Source organism: Deinococcus aerius (assembly GCF_002897375.1).
Classification (GTDB): Bacteria; Deinococcota; Deinococci; order Deinococcales; family Deinococcaceae; genus Deinococcus; species Deinococcus aerius.
On record NZ_BFAG01000006.1, the window covers coordinates 144,007 to 160,581 of the forward strand.

Annotated in this window: 16 protein-coding genes; 7 read left to right on the top strand and 9 right to left on the bottom strand. The window is 67.9% G+C overall.

The annotated features are described in order from the left end of the window. The first annotated feature begins 95 nt into the window (after positions 1-95). Complete coding sequence (dnaE, locus tag DAERI_RS10195; protein ID WP_103129310.1) at positions 96-4,076, top strand: DNA polymerase III subunit alpha; 3,981 nt, start codon at positions 96-98, stop codon at positions 4,074-4,076. Between the two features lie 467 nt (positions 4,077-4,543). Here the strand turns inward: dnaE and DAERI_RS10200 are convergent, their stop codons facing one another. Together DAERI_RS10200 and DAERI_RS10205 are read right to left on the bottom strand one after the other, a co-directional pair. Next, positions 4,544-4,906 (bottom strand): type II toxin-antitoxin system PemK/MazF family toxin, encoded by a 363-nt coding sequence (locus DAERI_RS10200; protein WP_235610335.1) that lies wholly within the window; start codon positions 4,904-4,906, stop codon positions 4,544-4,546. Next, a complete protein-coding gene (locus DAERI_RS10205) occupies positions 4,903-5,142 on the bottom strand; it encodes a CopG family transcriptional regulator (protein WP_103129311.1) in 240 nt (79 codons plus the stop codon). Before DAERI_RS10205 ends, DAERI_RS10200 begins: the two co-directional genes overlap by 4 nt. A 157-nt stretch (positions 5,143-5,299) precedes the next feature. Here DAERI_RS10205 and DAERI_RS10210 point away from each other — a divergent pair, with 157 nt between their 5' ends. Together DAERI_RS10210 and DAERI_RS10215 are read left to right on the top strand one after the other, a co-directional pair. Further along, entirely contained in the window at positions 5,300-5,515 is a 216-nt protein-coding gene (locus tag DAERI_RS10210; protein WP_103129312.1) for an AbrB/MazE/SpoVT family DNA-binding domain-containing protein, read from the top strand. Next, a complete protein-coding gene (locus DAERI_RS10215; RefSeq protein ID WP_103129313.1) occupies positions 5,512-5,901 on the top strand; it encodes a type II toxin-antitoxin system death-on-curing family toxin in 390 nt (129 codons plus the stop codon). The genes DAERI_RS10210 and DAERI_RS10215 overlap by 4 nt, the downstream gene beginning before the upstream one ends. Before the next feature lie 31 nt (positions 5,902-5,932). On the opposite strand, the gene DAERI_RS10220 is transcribed toward DAERI_RS10215, so the two are convergent. The 7 genes from DAERI_RS10220 to DAERI_RS10250 all read right to left on the bottom strand — a co-directional run bounded on the left by DAERI_RS10220 (position 5,933) and on the right by DAERI_RS10250 (position 10,998). Continuing rightward, a complete protein-coding gene (locus tag DAERI_RS10220) occupies positions 5,933-6,118 on the bottom strand; it encodes a hypothetical protein (protein ID WP_165794153.1) in 186 nt (61 codons plus the stop codon). Positions 6,119-6,216: 98 nt separating this feature from the next. Beyond that, entirely contained in the window at positions 6,217-7,296 is a 1,080-nt protein-coding gene (locus DAERI_RS10225) for a PilT/PilU family type 4a pilus ATPase (RefSeq protein ID WP_103129315.1), read from the bottom strand. 104 nt (positions 7,297-7,400) lie between these two features. Then, positions 7,401-7,871: a DUF488 domain-containing protein gene (locus DAERI_RS10230; RefSeq protein WP_103129316.1), complete on the bottom strand. Its 471-nt coding sequence runs from the start codon at positions 7,869-7,871 to the stop codon at positions 7,401-7,403. Next, a complete protein-coding gene (locus DAERI_RS10235) occupies positions 7,868-8,452 on the bottom strand; it encodes a DinB family protein (RefSeq protein ID WP_103129317.1) in 585 nt (194 codons plus the stop codon). Before DAERI_RS10235 ends, DAERI_RS10230 begins: the two co-directional genes overlap by 4 nt. A 276-nt stretch (positions 8,453-8,728) precedes the next feature. After that, positions 8,729-9,613 (bottom strand): acyltransferase, encoded by an 885-nt coding sequence (locus DAERI_RS10240; protein ID WP_165794154.1) that lies wholly within the window; start codon positions 9,611-9,613, stop codon positions 8,729-8,731. A gap of 133 nt (positions 9,614-9,746) precedes the next feature. Continuing rightward, the gene (locus DAERI_RS10245) at positions 9,747-10,178 is read right to left on the bottom strand and encodes an isochorismatase family protein (RefSeq protein ID WP_103129318.1); all 432 of its coding nucleotides are present in this window, start codon (positions 10,176-10,178) and stop codon (positions 9,747-9,749) included. Positions 10,179-10,212: 34 nt separating this feature from the next. Further along, complete coding sequence (locus tag DAERI_RS10250; protein ID WP_103129319.1) at positions 10,213-10,998, bottom strand: enoyl-ACP reductase FabI; 786 nt, start codon at positions 10,996-10,998, stop codon at positions 10,213-10,215. A gap of 239 nt (positions 10,999-11,237) precedes the next feature. Between DAERI_RS10250 and pgeF the strand changes: the two genes are divergently transcribed. The 4 genes from pgeF to DAERI_RS10270 all read left to right on the top strand — a co-directional run bounded on the left by pgeF (position 11,238) and on the right by DAERI_RS10270 (position 16,540). Beyond that, complete coding sequence (gene pgeF, locus DAERI_RS10255; protein WP_103129320.1) at positions 11,238-11,990, top strand: peptidoglycan editing factor PgeF; 753 nt, start codon at positions 11,238-11,240, stop codon at positions 11,988-11,990. Next, on the top strand, positions 11,987-12,487 hold the full coding sequence (locus DAERI_RS10260) for a YqeG family HAD IIIA-type phosphatase (protein WP_103129321.1): 501 nt from the start codon (positions 11,987-11,989) through the stop codon (positions 12,485-12,487). Before pgeF ends, DAERI_RS10260 begins: the two co-directional genes overlap by 4 nt. A gap of 85 nt (positions 12,488-12,572) precedes the next feature. Then, entirely contained in the window at positions 12,573-15,248 is a 2,676-nt protein-coding gene (locus DAERI_RS10265; protein WP_103129322.1) for a type II/IV secretion system protein, read from the top strand. A 62-nt stretch (positions 15,249-15,310) separates the two neighbouring features. Then, positions 15,311-16,540 (top strand): type IV pilus twitching motility protein PilT, encoded by a 1,230-nt coding sequence (locus DAERI_RS10270; RefSeq protein WP_103129323.1) that lies wholly within the window; start codon positions 15,311-15,313, stop codon positions 16,538-16,540. The last annotated feature ends 35 nt before the right edge of the window (positions 16,541-16,575 follow it).

Consider the following 16,575-nt stretch of genomic DNA (forward strand, 5'->3'; position numbering starts at 1 on the left):
CTCTTAAAAGCCTGGTGTCGAAGGCGCGGAGGCTTCTGTCTCGCCGCTCGCCCCGTCTCACCGTCGGGGTCCGGCTCCCGCCCTATCCTCTGGGTATGACCGCGCCCGCCGAGACTGCTCCTCATATTCACCTGCCGGACGGCTCCTGCTGCGGCCCGAAGAAGTTCGCGCACCTGCATCAGCACACCCAGTACAGCCTTCTGGACGGCGCGGCCAAGCTGGGGGACCTCCTGAAGTGGGTCAAGGAGGTCACGCCCACCGACCCGGCCTGCGCCATGACCGACCACGGCAACATGCACGGGGCGGTCCACTTCTACAACTACGCGAGCGGCATGGGCGTCAAGCCGATCCTGGGCTACGAGGCCTACGTCGTCCCCGGTTTCGGCACCCGGCGCGACAAGAAGCCCGGTGTGAGCGGTGAGAAGGGCATCTTTCACCTGACGCTCCTCGCCCGCGACTTTACGGGCTATCAGAACCTCTGCCGCCTGAGTTCGCGCGGCTACACCGAGGGCTACTACTACAAGCCGCGCATCGACCACGAGTTGCTTCAGGAACACCACAAGGGCGTGATCGCCTTCTCCGGCTGCCTGGGGTCGGAGGTGCAGCAACTCCTGCTCCAGGGGCGCGAGGACGAGGCGCGGGCACGCCTGCTGTGGTACCGCGACCTCTTCGGCGAGAACTACTTCATCGAGATTCAGGACCACGGCCTGCCCGAGCAGCGGAAGAACAACCCCATCCTGAAGGCCTGGGCGCAGGAACTCGGCATCGGCCTGGTCGCCACGAACGACGGGCACTACGTCAAGAAGACGGACGCGACCGCCCACGAGACGCTGCTCGCCATCCAGACCAAGGCGACCCTCGCCGACGAGAACCGCTTCAAGTTCCCCTGCGACGAGTTCTACGTGAAGGGCCTGGACGAGATGCAGAAGGCCCTGCCGGTTTCCGAGTGGGGCGAGGAGCCCTTCGACAACACGGCGCTGATCGCGGGGATGTGCAATGTCGACCTGCCCGTGGGCAAGAAGCGCGTGTATCAGATGCCCGCCCTGCCGATCCCCGAGGGCCGCACGATGGCCGAGGAATTGCGGGTGCAGACGTACCGGGGCACGGTGAAGCGGTATCCGGCGCACGCGACGGAGGGGCTGCTGCGCGACTACGCTCAGCGGTCCCTGAAGGCGCTCGGGCCAGAGGATACGGCCCGTGTCCTCGCCCGGGTCAACGGCTGCGACGCCACGACCTGCGACCTCGAAACCCTCTTCACCCTCCTCGCCTTCATGGGCAGCGAGTGGGAGGCGCGCGGCAAGGCAGCGGGGGAGAAGTACACGAAATACCCGGCGCTGGAAGTGATGGAAGCGGAGGCCGAGGCAGGTCAGCTTCCCGCCTACGCCCACGAGGACTGCCGCCGTGCCCGTCAGAAGGACAGCGACACGGCCATCGAACTCGACCCGGAAGCCGACGACTCGGAAACCACGAAGGCCCACCACACCCACGCCCTCGTCATCCTGCGCCGCGCGGAATACGAACTCTCGGTCATCAACAACATGGGCTTCCCCGACTACTTCCTGATCGTCGCCGACTACATAGGCTGGGCGAAGGATCAGGGCATCAGCGTGGGACCGGGGCGCGGGTCGGGCGCGGGGTCGCTCGTCGCGTACGCCATCCGCATCACCAACCTCGATCCCCTCGAATTCGAGCTGTTGTTCGAGCGGTTCCTGAACCCCGACCGCATCTCCATGCCCGACTTCGACATCGACTTCAACGATGCCCGGCGCGGGGAGGTCATCCAGTACGTGCAGCAGAAGTACGGGGACGACAAGGTGGCCCAGATCGCCACCTTCGGGACGATGGCGAGCAAGGCGTGCCTCAAGGACGTAGCGCGCGTGATGGGGCTGGAGTACGCCAAGGTGGACAAGGTCTCCAAGCTCATCCCCATCAAGTTCGGCAAGTCGTACTCGCTGGAGCAGGCCCGCGAGGCGGTGCCAGACATCCAGCAGATGCTGGAGGAGGACGCCCAGCTCAAGGAGGCCTACGAGTTCGCCCAGAAGCTGGAGGGCCTGACCCGCCACGCCTCCGTCCACGCGGCGGGCGTGGTGATCGGCAAGACCCAGCTCACCGACCTCGTGCCCGTGATGCGCGACACCTCGGGCGAGGGCATGGTCTGCCAGTACGACATGAAGGCCGTGGAGGACATCGGCCTGATCAAGATGGACTTCCTGGGGCTGCGGACCCTGTCCTTCCTGGATGAAGCCAAGCGCATCATGCGCGAGTCGCGCGGGATCGAGATCGACTTCGACGCGATCCCCTTCGACGACGAGAAGACCTTCGAACTCCTCTCGCGCGGCGACACCAAGGGCGTCTTCCAGCTCGAAGGCGCGGGCATCGCCGACGCCTCCCGCCGCCTCAAGCCCCGCCGCCTCGCCGACATCATCGCCCTCTCGGCGCTCTACCGCCCCGGCCCGATGGAGAACATCCCCACCTACGTCCGCCGCCACCACGGGGTCGAGGAGGTGGATTACGTCAAGGACGGTTTCCCCAACTCCGCGCAGTGGTTGGAAAAGATTCTGGCCGAAACGTATGGCATCCCCGTCTACCAGGAGCAGATCATGCAGATCGCTTCTGAAGTGGCGGGCTACTCGCTGGGCGGCGCCGACTTGCTCCGCCGAGCGATGGGTAAAAAAGACGCTGAGGAGATGAAGCGTCAGCGGCAGTTGTTCGTGGACGGGGCAGAAAAGAATGGAGTTCCAAAGGACGAAGGTAACAAATTATTTGACCTGCTGGATGCCTTTGCGAACTACGGCTTTAATAAGAGTCATAGCGCCGCATATGGCGTCATTACTTATCAGACAGCTTGGTTGAAAGCAAATTACCCGGTCGAGTTCATGGCCGCCCTCCTCACTGTCGAGCGCCGCGATTCCGACAAGGTGGCCGAGTACGTCTCCGACGCCCGCAAGATGGACGTGCGGGTGCTGCCGCCAGACATCAACCGCTCCTCGGCGGACTTCGCGGTGCAGGGCGAGGAGATCCTCTTCGGGCTGTACGCGATCAAGGGGCTGGGCGAGGCGGCGGTGCAGAAGATCCTGGAGGAGCGCGAGCGGGGCGGGGCCTACAAGTCCCTCGCCGACTTCTGCTCCCGGCTGGGGAACAGGGTCTGCAACCGCAAGGCGATGGAAAGTCTGATCAAGTCGGGGGCCTTCGACCGCTTCGGCGAGCGCAGGCAACTCGCCGAGAGCCTGGAGGACGCGCTGACCTGGGCACAGGGGGCCGCCGCGATGGCAAGCAGCGGCATGGACGCCCTCTTCGGCATGAGCGAGACGGCGCCCGAGCCGAGGCTCCGAACGGGCGTGGAGCCCTACACCGACCTCCAGCGCCTCGCCGTCGAGAAGGAATCCCTCGGCCTCTACATCTCCGGGCACCCGCTGGAGCAGCACGAGGGCCTGCGCGAAGCCGCCAGTTGCCGCATCTCCGACCTCGACGCCTGGTTCACCACCCAGAACGTCGCGCCGGGCAAGCGGGTCAAGGCCGTGCTCGCGGGCATGATCGAGAGTGTGGTCAAGAAGCCCACCAAGTCGGGCGGCATGATGGCCCGCTTCATCCTCGCCGACGAGTCGGGGCAGACGGAACTCGTGGCCTTCTCGCGTGCCTACGACCGCATCCAGGAGAAGCTGATCAACGACACGCCCGCCCTCGTCATCGTCGAACTGGAGTCCGAGGACGGCGGCCTGCGCGCCATCGCCGAGGAGGTCGTCACCGTCGAGCAACTGGCCGAGGTGCCCAAGGTCATGTACGTGACCATTAACCTGGAGACCGCCAGCCCCGACGCGGTGGGCGAGTTCCAGAGCGTGCTGGACGAACACGCGGGGACGATGCCCACCTACCTGCGCCTGGAGACGCCCGAGCAGTTCGTCCTGTACCAGCTCGACCACAACATGGGCAGCCCCGAGGCCATCCGCGTGCTGAACGACACCTTCCCCTGGGCCAGCGCCTATCTCGCCTACGACCAGGGCACCATCCTCAGCCGCTTCGCGCCCAAGCCGCCCGCGTGGGCGAATAAGCAGGGGGGACGGGGAATGCAGGCGTGAGGGAGGAGCCGGGCTTGAGCGATGAGGCGAGCATGTACCGGCAAGCCTTGCTGAGTGGTCTGGTTACACCGTCAGAAGTTGTGGCCTGGGCAGACCGTCAAATTCTGGGCCTCGACCTGCTTCCCGATGCCTTGATGGACGTGAGTTTGTCGGGGAGCAACACGAACAAGCTCATTACGGCGCTGGGTGAGTTGGGACCGCGTAAGTTGAGCAAGACTGCCTTTCGGCTATACGCGACGCATCTCCTTGCACTTTTACGGTCTGATTCAGTTCACCTGTCTCTTATCACAAGCGCTTTGTACCGCCTTGCCTGAACAGGAGAAGCGCCGGATGGCTTGAGTGACGAGATATACAGTTTTGATGACGAACTCCGGCTTGCTCAGGAGCAAGTTTACGGCTCTGTTGAGGAAGTGAGAGCTGAGGTACAAGAATTTCTGCAAGATTGGGCCATTGGAGGTCTGCCTTCATCACAATCCCAGATGCCCCCGCACCCGCTCGTCCAGTTCGATCATCAGGTCGGCGGGAAGGTGGCCGAGGCTGCGGCGGATTCTGGCCTTGCTGACATGCCGTATGAGCTGTGCTTGAGCTTTGCTGTCTTGGTCGAGGCCGGTACGGCTGGCGGGGAGGAACAACTCGAAGGGATAGATGCGGCCCGTTTTGCTGGTCAGCGGAACCACGACGATAGCGGGGGAATGCTCATTGGCTACGTCGTTGGTGATGACTACAGCAGGACGCGTGTTGTCAGCCTCACCTGCTTGAGCAGGGGCGAAGTCAACGAGGAGAATGTCGCCGCGTCCAATGTCCGTGACTTCCTCGCGGCGACGCCTCACCACTTGGCCTCGTCGTCGGGCGATAGGCCGTGTCCGCTATCCAGATCGAACAGGGGATCGGCCATCAGCTCCTCGGCGGACTCTCTGTAGGCACGGGCCAACTCCGCCTTCTGCAAGGCGGCCAGGGCCTGTTGGATAACCTCGCTGCGGCTCAGGTTGTGGCTCTCTTGATACCGGGTGACGAAGCGCAGGAGAGCGGGTGGGAGGCTGACAGTTACCTTCTCTGCTCTGGTCATGATTGCAGTATGACTAGAAGGTATGAGCTATTGGTATGAACATCTGGTGTAGATGGAGCCTTCGTGTCTGTTCATCCAGCTCGCTCAACAGCCTGGCGGAGAGATGGTGGAGATCGCAGCGGGGCTCATTCGGCTATAACCCGGTTATAGTTTTGGCATGCGTAAGCGCCTCACAGCGGTTGGCAAATCCCGCGCCGTCATCCTCCCCAAGGAGTTGCTGGAGCTGTACGGGTTCACCGACGAGGTCGAGATTGAACCGGCGGAGGGCGGCCTGATGCTGCGGCCCGCGCGGAAGGGCATGAGCTTTGAGGAGGCCGCGGACCGCGTGTTCGAGGAGCGCGACGAGCTGCTCAGGCGGCTCAGTCAGGCGTGACGGTTTACCTCTCGCCTGAACAGGTGGTGGCGCTGCATGACCGGGCTTTGGAGCGGTACGGGGGGTCTCCAGGCTTGCGCGATGCGGGCGCCCTCTCTTCGGCTCTCGCTCAACCCGCTATGGAGGCATTTGGGGTGGAACTCTACCCGTCTTTGGTGGAAAAGGCCGCCGCTTACCTGTTCTTCCTCGCTCGCAACCATGCCTTCGTGGACGGTAATAAGCGCACAGCAGTAACCTGCACCAATACGTTTCTTCTCGTGAATGGCGCGCGATTGACCGCCTCTAACGACCAGCTCTTCGACCTCGTTCTGGAGACGGCGCGGGGCGATCTGCCGGACGCCCGTGCGGTAGCGGGACGGCTCGCGCCCTTTGTGCAACTGGGCTAACCGAGGAGGGGGACCAGATTGCTCTGTTCCCCTACTCCTTCGCCCTACCCGCCAGCGGGTTCCGCCCCAGCGCCGCGACCACCAGCACCACCACCGCAAAGCCCCCGATCAGGACCTTCTGAACCGGCTTGCCGTAGGCGAAGGCGAAGAACCCCACCATCAGCCCGACAAAGCCCGCCACCAGCCGCTCCTCGGGTTTCATCCGCGTCGTCTTCATGGGGGCATTGCACTCGCTGGGAAGCGCGACAATGCCGCCCCCGCTCACTCTGTATAGGCCCGCTCAAGGGAAGGCCAAGGGGGCGAAGGACTCTCTCCCTACGCGAACTGGCGCTTCATCAGGCTCAGCTTGAGTTCGTGGGGGCTGGTGGCGGACTGGAGGGCGTCCTCCTCGGTCATCAGGCCGTCCTCGACCAGGCGGGCGAGGTGCTGGTCGAAGGTGTGCATGCCGCTCATGCCGCCCTCCTGAAGGGCCTGCTTGATCTCCTCGGTGCGATTCTGGTCCTTGATGCACTCGCGGATGGTGGGGGTGCCCAGCATGATCTCCATGCCCAGCACCCGGCCCCCGCCTTTGCGCGGCAGCAGGCGCTGGCTGACCACGCCGACGATGCTCTCCGAGAGCCCCAGGCGAATCTGGTCGCGCTCGTGCGGGGCGAAGAAGTCGATGATGCGGTTCACGGTGCGGATGGCGTCCTGCGTGTGCAGCGTCGAAAAGACGAGGTGCCCGGTCTGCGCGGCGGAGAGGGCGGCCTCGACCGTCTCCTTGTCGCGCATCTCGCCGATCAGGATCACGTCGGGGTCCTGACGCATGGCGGCGCGCAGGCCAGCCGCGAAACTCAGGGTGTCGCCGCCCAACTCGCGCTGGGAGATCATGGCGGTCTTGTCGGCGTGCAGGACCTCGATGGGGTCTTCGAGCGTCACGATGTTGACCGGGTTATTGGCGTTGATATGATCGATCATGGAGGCGAGCGTGGTCGTCTTGCCCGAGCCGGTGGGGCCGGTCACCAGGATCAGGCCGCGCTCGTGTGAGGTCAGCCCCTCGAAGGTGTCGGCGGGCAGGCCGAGGTCGGCGAAGCTGGGGATGGCTTTGTCCTCGATCACGCGCATGATCAGGCCCACGGTGCCGCGCTGGTAGTAGGCGTTCACCCGGAAGCGGGCGACCCCCGGCACCCCGTAGGCGAAGTCGGCGTCGCGGCGGTTGCGGAACTCCTCCCACAGGCCGGGGCGGTTCATCATCTCGCGGGCGAACTCCTCGACGTGTTCGGGACGCAGCCGGTCGTTGCCGAAGCGCATGATGTCCCCGTTCACGCGCGCCGCCGGGGCGCTGCCCGCCCGCAGGTGGATATCGCTCGCTCCCGCTTTGACCATGACGCCCAATAGGGCCTGTAAGACGCTCATCGCTGCCTAATCTAGGCGGCGGCCTCTTACAGTTTTGCTGCGCCTGGAAGGATTTTTGTCAGAGCGGAGAATGCGGGGATGGGGCGTTCACGGGGGAGACGGGCTTATAGGGACAATGAGGACTGACCCGGCACGTGCAGATGCTCGACCTCGCCCACCAGCCCCAGGGTCTGGAGTCGCCGGGCGATCAGGGAGCGGTGGCAGGCGCCGGGGTCGGCCTCGAAGCACAGCAGGCAGACCCTCTCCCGCGTCGCCAGCTCGCCGAGCTGGTCCAGCGCCTCCCCCTGGGTGGCGAGGTGGGCGTTGTAGCCCCTTTCCAGCAGCCCGAAGTCTCCGCTCAGGCGATACTCCTTGCGGAGGCTGGGCGGAGTGCCGAGCGCCCGGAGGTGCAGGTAGCCGATGCCGCGTTCCTTCAGCGCCAGCCCCAGCGCCGTCTTGCTGTAGCCCCGGCGGCGGCTCTGCGCCCGCTCGCGGGTGTCCACAAGCAGGGTGACGCTGTGCCCGGAAAGCGTGCCGAGGAAGGCGTCCAGGTCGGCCCCCTCGTAGCCGAGGGTGAGGAGGGGAGGGGGCGTCACTCGCCCAGGGCCTTGGGTTCCTTCGCGCCGCGCAGCCGCCGACTTTCGAGGTCCGCGTGCTGAGTCAGGTAGCGCAGCCAGGCCTTGGGGCTGAGCGGTCCCAGGCCGTTGTGTTCCACCGTGCAGTCCTCCTGTGGGGGGTTGGCGTGCAGTTGCCGGGCCAGGTCCACGGTCTGCGCGCGGGTCTGCGAGAGGAGGTCCTGAAGCTCGCGCAGCGACGCGCCTGCCCCCGGCTTGTAGGGGTGGTGCTCGTCGCGCTCGAACTCGCGCTGGCCCAGCGCCACCCGCAGCCGGTTCTGCCCCCACCGCTCGATCCCGATGATATGGGTGAGCGTGGCCCGGTTCGCGTCCGTGTCAGCGGCGCGGGCGGCCCGCTGGGCCAGGAGAACCCCGCCGCGCTCCAGCCCCTGCGCCAGGTCGGTGTAGCTCATGCGGCCCGCGGGCCTTTCCAGCACCTGCGCGACGAAGAACTCCTTCACGTCGTCCTTGCGGCTCCGCGCCACGTAAGCGGCCCCGGCAGCCACGCCGACGGTGGCGACCGTCACGACGGCGGGCACGAATACCTTGCTGCGCTTGGTCATGGACTCAGTCTAAACATTTTTGCCCGTCCTCTGGCCTTTGGTCACCCCGAACGGGTGCCGAGAGGACGCCAGGACAGGCCCTTTTTCGACGGGGAGGGGCACTCCAACGGGGGTTCGCGTGGGGGCAGGAGGACGCATTCCGGCCCTTGAGCAGAGGAGATGAAGCGCCCCTGTTCCGCGCCTAGTGAGGGCCGCACTATCTGAGCGCCGGGGGTAGTCCACGACCCGCGCTTGGGCTGGGCGGTTCTGCCCCCAGTGGGAAAGGCTGTGTCCCGCTTACCCCTCGCCCATCTCCTCCAGGGTTGGTTTGCGCGTCTGGTTGGGGGTGGGGTCGGGGAAGTTGGGGTTGGCCTTGCGTCCGGGGTCGTGGGGGTGGGTGCGCGCGTCCACGTCGTACTCCTGGGGGGGGCGGAGCTTGTAGCGCGTGACCTTGGCGGGAATGCCCATCGCTATCCCGTGGGGCGGAATGTCACCGCGCAGCAGGGCGTGGGTGGCGAGCATCCCGTCGTCGCTGATGACGCTGCCCGCGAGGACCGTCGAGTGGTACGTGATGCGGGCGCCCCTCCCGATCACCGTGCGCCGCAGGGTCACGTCCGGGCCGTCGAGCACCGAATGTGTGTGGCTGTAGATGTTCACGTAGTCGCTGACCGAGGCGCCATCCCGCAGCTCGATGCCGCCGATGTCGTCGAGCAGCACGTAGCGGTGAACGACCACGTCGTTCCCGACCTCCATGTTGTAGCCGACCGAGAACTCCACGTTCTGCCAGCACTTGAAGTTGCGCCCCACCCGCTTGAAGATGCGCTCGGCGAGGAGGCGCCGCACCGGAATGCCGGTGACCGGGTTCTGCCCCACGGGCGTGAGGTCGAGGTTCTTCCACAGCCACAGCAGCGGCTTGACCGGGGCGAACTTCTCGGGGTCGGTCGCCATGTAGTACTCGGCCTCAAAGGTCACGTTGCGGGCATCGAGGTTCAGGGCGGCGAGGGGCGCGTCGGCCAGCAGTTGGCCGTACTCGCGCCCGTACATCGCCTGGGCCAGCACCTCGCGCGCCAGCACGTTGCGGTCGGTCGCCGGGTCCGCGAGGCGCGCCTCCAGATCACGCAGAAACTCGTTGTACGCGGCTTGCGCGTTCCCGTCGATGCTCACCGGCTTCAGCCACGTCACGCCCGCCACTGTAGCGCGGCGGTGCCGTCCGCCATAGAGTTTAAAGCAGTGTTCAAATGGTTCTGGGGGCGCCAGCCGCCCGGACCGGGGCAAAACGCCGTGCCGAAGGGGGATGGGCCGCCCGGCGCGAACGCTAGACAGGGCCGCTGAGTTCTGGCCGGGCTTCCAGAATCTGGACCGTGTATCCCAGGGCGCGGGCCGTCCCCGCCGTGGCGGGCAACACCTCCGCCCCGGGCAGCGCCAGCAGGTGCAGTTCCCGGACCGCGTGCCCATGCAGCTCGGCATCCAATCCTGTTCCCGCAAAGGCATCCGGCACCCTGGCCCGGATGAGCAGGTCGTTCGCCTCGGGCCGGAAGTCGGGGTGATGGACCCACCCGCGGGAGAAGGTTTCGCCCGGGGTGCCCTCCCCGCCGTCCCACTGCACATGGACGATCAGGTGTCCCGCCTCCCGCGCCGAACGCACCCGCGCCTGCCACGCCCGCGACAGGGCCTGTTCCGCCGGGTGGTCCTCCAGGTGATGCCTCTGGGCGGTGAGCAGGACGAGCGCGACGGGCGTGAGCGTCATGGAGGGAATGATACCGGGCGGGGGGAGGGCTGCCTCAGTCCAGTTTCATCGCCATAATGCTCGCCCCCGCGTCCACGTAGACCGTCTGCCCAGTCACGCCGCTGCCCAGGTCGCTGAGCAGGAAGAGGGCCAATTTCCCGACCTCCTCGGGGGTGGCGTTGCGGCCCAGGGGCGCACTCGCGGCGGCCTTCTCGTACATCGTGCCGAAGCCGGGGATGGAGCGGGCGGCGATGGTGCGCATCGGCCCGGCGCTGATGGTATTCACCCGCACGCCCGCCGCGCCGAGTTCGGAGGCGAGGTAGCGGGTCGCGGCCTCCAGCGCGGCCTTCGCCACGCCCATCACGTTGTACTTGGGCACGACCTGCTGGGAGGCGTGGTACGTGAGGCTGACGATGCTCCCGCCGGGGCGCAGCAGCGGCTCGGCGTGCCGGGCGGTGGAGACCAGCGTGTACGCGCTGACGTTCAGGGCCGTGGTCCAGTCCGCCTCGGTCGTGTCGAGAAAGCGCCCGTCCATCGCGGTGCGCGGGGCGAAGGCGATGGAGTGGACGAGAATATCCAGTCCCCCGAACTCCTCCCGCACCCGGGCAAAGAGCGCCGTCAGGTCCTCCTCGCTCGTCGCGTCGGCCTGCTGGGACCAGACGCCCTCCCGCCCCGCGAGGAGCTTGTCGAGTTCGGGCTTGAGTCTCTCGCCCTGGTAGGAAAAGCCCACCCGGCACCCGGCGGCGAGAAGCTGCTCGGCGATGGCCCAGCCGAGGCTGCGGGCGTTGGCGACGCCCATCACCAGGGCGGTCTTGCCGGAAAGGTCCACGGTCACGCTCATGCGGGCGACTGTAGCAAGCCGCGCGGGTCAGGCGTTGGAGCGGGTGCAACAAGGGGGGCAGCGGGCCGGGTCGGGGGCCTCCCGCCCGGGGCGATGGGACAGGGGAAGTGGGGCCTATGCCCCCATCCGACCCGGCCCGGGCAAGCGGCGATTCTGCGCATCCACGGCAGGGAACCCAGCCGAACCTTCACCCCACACTCCCCCCAGCGGGGGGCTTGACCGTCAGAATTCGGTGAGACATGCGCGCCGATACTGATTCCCTGATGCTCCTGCGTTCCCCCGTGCTGCCCGTCCCGCACGCGTTCACCACGCGCGCCGGGGGCGTGTCGGCGGGGGCCTACGCGGGCCTGAACCTCGACGACCGCGAGGACGATCCCCACGCCGTCGCGGAGAACCGCCGCCGGGTGGCCGGGGCGCTGGGCTTCGACCCGGCGCGGGTCGCCCGCCTGAATCAGGTCCACGGCACCGACGTGCGGGAGGCCCGTCCCGGCGTGCAGGAGGGCGACGCCCTCGTGACCCGCGAGCCGGGACTCCTCCTCGCCATCGGGACGGCGGACTGCTACCCGGTGCTCCTGGCCGACCCGGCGGTGGGGGTGGTCGGGGCGGCGCACGCGGGCTGGCGCGGCAGCCTGGGCCGAATCGCGGCGCGGACCGTGGAGGCGATGACCGCACTCGGGGCGAACCCGGCGAACATCCGCGCGGCGGTCGGGCCCGGCATCTGCGGCGAGCGGTACGCGGTGGGGGCGGATGTGGCGGGCCAGTTCCGGGCGGCGGGGCTGGGCGAGTTCGTGCGGGAGGTGGGGGGGGCGACCCACCTCGACCTCGCGGGGGCCAACCGGGCGGTGCTGCTGGGGGCGGGGCTCCTTCCCGAATACCTCTGGGTCAGCGGGCGCTGCTCGACTGAGCCCGACTTCTACTCGTACCGCCGCGACGCGGGCCGCACCGGGCGGATGTGGGCCGTGATCGGGCTGCCGACGGGGGGCCGGGCGTGAGCCTGCTGCGCCCCGACGACGTGATCGGCCACGTCCACGACATCACCCCCGAGTTCCTGGCGGCGCGGGGCCTGCGCGGGCTGCTCCTCGACCTCGACAACACGCTGATTCCCTACGGCAGCTACGAGGAGCGGGCGGACGTGATGCGCTGGGCCGCCGAGCTGCGCCGGGCGGGCATCCGGCTGTACCTGCTCAGCAACGCGCGGGGCCGCCGTGCCCGCTTCTGGGTGGACAAGCTGGGGTTCGAGGGGGTGGGCATGGCGGGCAAACCCAACCCCCGGGCCTTTCACCGGGCGCTGGGGGTGCTGGGCCTCCCGGCGCGGCAGGTCGGCATGGTGGGCGACCAGGTGTTCACCGACGTGCTGGGGGGCAACCTGGCGGGGATGCACACGATCCTGGTGCGGCCCCTGGCGGTCAATGCCCTGCCACACACCCGGGTCGCCCGCAAACTCGAACGCGCGGTCCTCAAACGGTATGGACACGACTGGAAGGCCTGAGGTGAGGGGCAAGCGATGAAGGGCATGAACAGGGAGACGGGGCATATGGCAGACAAGCGGAGAACAGCGAAACGGGGGGGCGGCCTTGGCACTCTCTCTCGGTGACCGGCGCCTGGGGGCAATTCTGCTCGAACAGGGGTATGTGAACGACACGGACCTGCAAAAGGCCCTGGTGCGGCACTCGGAGGTCGGCGGCAGGCTGGCCGACATCCTGATCGACTCCGGGCAGGTGGGCGAGAAGCGCATCGCCCGCGCCATCGAGGAGGCGCTGGGGATTCCGCTCGTAAACCTGCTCGTGGTCACGCCCGAGCCGCAGGCGGTCGCGGCGATCCGCCCCCAGACGGCGCAGGCCGTGCAGGCCTTCCCCTTCGCGCTGGAGGGGCAGACCCTGCGGGTGGCGCTCGTGGACCCCCTCAGCAGCCTGGCGCTGGAGGCGCTGGAGGACGACAGCGGGCTGATGATCGAGCCCTGCCAGGCGCTGCGCGAGCAGGTGTTGTGGTCCATCGCCACCTACTACCCGGAACTCGGCCTGACCGCCGCGCCGCCCGCCGAGGGGTCCGGGAGCCCGCAGGACGGCGGGCGGCTGGGGCGGCTGCTGATCGCCCGGGGGCTGATCTCGGACGCGCAGCTTCAGGTCGCGCTCGACGCGCAGCAGCAGACCGGGGAACTCCTGGGCAACACCCTCGTCGCCCAGCGGGTGATTACCGAGGACGGGCTCTACGAGGCGCTGGCCGAGCAGGCGGGCGTGCGCTACCTGCCCAGCCCGCGCGACTTTCGCCCCAGCGAGGACGTGCTGGGCAGCCTGCTGCGCGCCGACGCGCTGAGGCTCTCCGCCGTGCCCGTGGACGAGAGCGCGCAGGGCGTCACCGTGGTCACCTCCGACCCCCGCCGCCACGAGGAGATCGAGGCGCTCATCGGGCGGCCCGTGAACCTGATCCTGACCAAGCCCGCCGAGGTCGAGGCGCTCGTCGAGCGGCATTACCCGCAGCGTGGCCGCCTGGGCGAGCAGATGGTGCAGCAGGGCAGCCTCTCGCGCGCCCAACTGCGCGAGGCCCTTCAGGTGCAGGCGCGCGGGGGCAAGGTCAAGCCGCTCGGCGAGGTGATCCTGGAACTCGGCTTCGCGGGCGCCGAGGAGATCGACGCGGCCCTCCAGAAGCAGAATGCGGGCGGGGGCCGCCTGGAGGACACGCTCGTGCAGTCGGGCAAGATCAGCCCGGAGATGCTGGCGCGCTCGCTCGCCGCGCAGCTCGGCTACGAGTACCTCGACCCGGCGCAGAACCCGCCCGATCCCCAGGTCGCGCTGATGATCCCCGAGGCCACGGCGCGGCGCTACGCGGTCGTGCCCATGCGGCTCCAGGGGGCGTCGCTGGTCGTCGCCATGAAGGACCCGCGCAACGTGTTCGCGCTCGACGACCTCAAGCTCATCACCGGGCGCGACATCCTGCCCGCCGTGATGGCGGAGAAGGACATCGTCCGCCTGATCGAGCGCTACTTCGGCAACCGCGACATGGCCGACCTGAACCAGAAGCTGGTGAAGGAGAGCAACGAGCGCAACGCCAAGAAGCAGGACGACCTGGACCTCTCGGCGGGCTTGGACGACAACGCCGTCGTGCGGGTGGTGGACAACCTGATCCGCGAGGCCGCGCTCCAGGAGGCGTCCGACATTCACATCGAGCCCACCGCCACCTCCGTGCGGGTGCGCTACCGGGTGGACGGGCAACTGCGCGAGCAGCCCGAGCTGCCCCGGGGCAGCGCCCAGAGCATCCTCGCGCGCATCAAGATCATGGGGAACCTCGACATCGCCGAGCGGCGGCTGCCCCAGGACGGGCGCGTGCGCTTCAAGAAGGGCTCCATCGACATCGACCTGCGCCTCTCGACCCTGCCCACCGTGTACGGCGAGAAGGCCGTGATGCGCCTGCTGCAGAAGGCCGAGAACATCCCGGAAGTCGAGCAGCTCGGCTTTTCCGAGTACAACTTCCGGCGCTACCTCGACGTGATCGAAAAGCCCAACGGCATCTTCCTGGTCACCGGCCCGACGGGCTCGGGCAAGTCCTTCACCTCCTTTTCGACCCTCAAGCGCATCGCCCGGCCCGAGAAGAACACGACGACCATCGAGGACCCCATCGAGTACGAGATCCCCGGCATCGTGCAGTCGCAGGTGAACTCGGCGGCGGGGATGACCTTCGCCCGCGCCCTGCGCGCCTTCCTGCGTCAGGACCCCGACATCATCTTCGTGGGGGAGGTCCGCGACGCGGAGACCGCCAAGATCGCCACCGAGGCGGCGCTGACCGGCCACCTGGTGCTCGCCACCCTGCACACGAACGACGCCCCCGGCGCGATCACCCGCCTGGAGGAGATGGGCGTGGAGCACTTCAACATCGCGGCCTCGGTGGTGGGTGTGCTCGCCCAGCGTCTGGTGCGCCGGGTGTGCGGCGAGTGCAAGCAGCCCACGAACGCCGACCCCGACGTGCTGCGCCGCCTGGGCCTGACGGAGGAGGAGGTGCGGGGCTCCCAGCTGGTGCGCGGGGCGGGGTGTCCCCGCTGCGGCGGCACCGGCTACAAGGGCCGCATGGGCATCCACGAACTCATGGTGATCGACGATCCCCTGCGCCGCGCCATCGGGGCGGGCAAGACCGCCGCCGAGATCAAGGACGTGGCCCAGGCGGACAGCGGGATGCGGACCCTGCGCCAGGACGGCATCGAGAAGGCGTTACAGGGGCTGACCACCCTGGAGGCGGTGCTGGCCGTCACGAGCAACTGAGCCCCGCTGTTCGCCCCCCCACCTGTTCCCCCTGACTCTCCCTTCCCACCCCGAGGTCTTCCATGCCCCAACCCTCCGCCGACATCACCGACATCCTGCGCCTGGCCGTCGAGAAGGGCGCCTCCGACGTGATCCTGACGGTCGGGCTGCCGCCGCAGCTCAAGATCCACGGCACCTACGAGTCGCCGGGCTTTGCCGAACTCGCCGCGACCGACACCCGCAAGCTGATGTACTCGATGATGAACGAGCGCCAGCAGCGCACCTTCGAGGAGAAGCGCGAACTCGACTTCTCCTTCGCGCTGGGCGAAAAGGCCCGCTTCCGTGTGAACGCCTTCATGCAGCGCGGCTACGTGGGCGGCGTGCTGCGATTGATCCCCACGACCATCCGCAGCGCGCAGGAGATGGGGCTGCCGCAGCAGGTCATCGACATCGCCACCTCGCCGCGCGGCCTCGTGCTTGTCACCGGCCCCACCGGCTCGGGCAAGAGCACCACGCTCGCGGCGATGATCGACCACATCAACGCGACCCGGAAGCTGCACATCGTGACCATCGAGGACCCGATCGAGTTCATGCACTTCCACAAGCAGAGCGTCGTGAACCAGCGGGAGATCGGGGCCGACACCCTGAGCTTCCAGGACGCCCTGCGCGCCTCCCTGCGTCAGGCACCCGACGTGATCCTGGTGGGCGAGATGCGCGACTACGAGACCATCCGCGCCGCCGTGACCGCTGCCGAGACCGGGCACCTCGTGATGGGCACCCTGCACACCAACTCGGCCCCCGAGTCCATCGACCGCATCGTGGACGTGTTCCCGGAGGAGCAGCAGGAGCAGATCCGGGTGCAGCTTGCCAACAACCTCGTCGCGGTGATGACCCAGCAGCTCCTCCCGCGCGCCGACGGGCCGGGCCGCGTCCTGGCCTACGAACTGCTGATCGCCAACCCCGCCGTCCGGGCGCTGATCCGCGAGGGCAAGACCTACCAGATCGTGTCCACCATGCAGACGAGCGCGCGGGAGGGCATGGTCACGATGGACGCCTTCCTCGCCAACCTGTACCGCCGCCGCGTGATCTCCTACGACACGGGCGTGGCGCGGGCGGTGGACCCCAAGGAGTTCGCCCGCCTCGCCAACGACGCCAGCGCGGGCACCGGGGGGGCAAGCTACGCGCCGCCGCCTGCCGCCGCGGCCCAGTCACCCCAGCCTCAGGGCGTCGGACGCGGCGGGGACCTGGGGCGCACGTCCACGGGCTCCACGAGCGTGGGCGGGGGCACAGGCACGTCCTTCGGGCGGCGCTGAGGGCACAGGGGAGAGGGCGGTACGCGGCGGGGTCG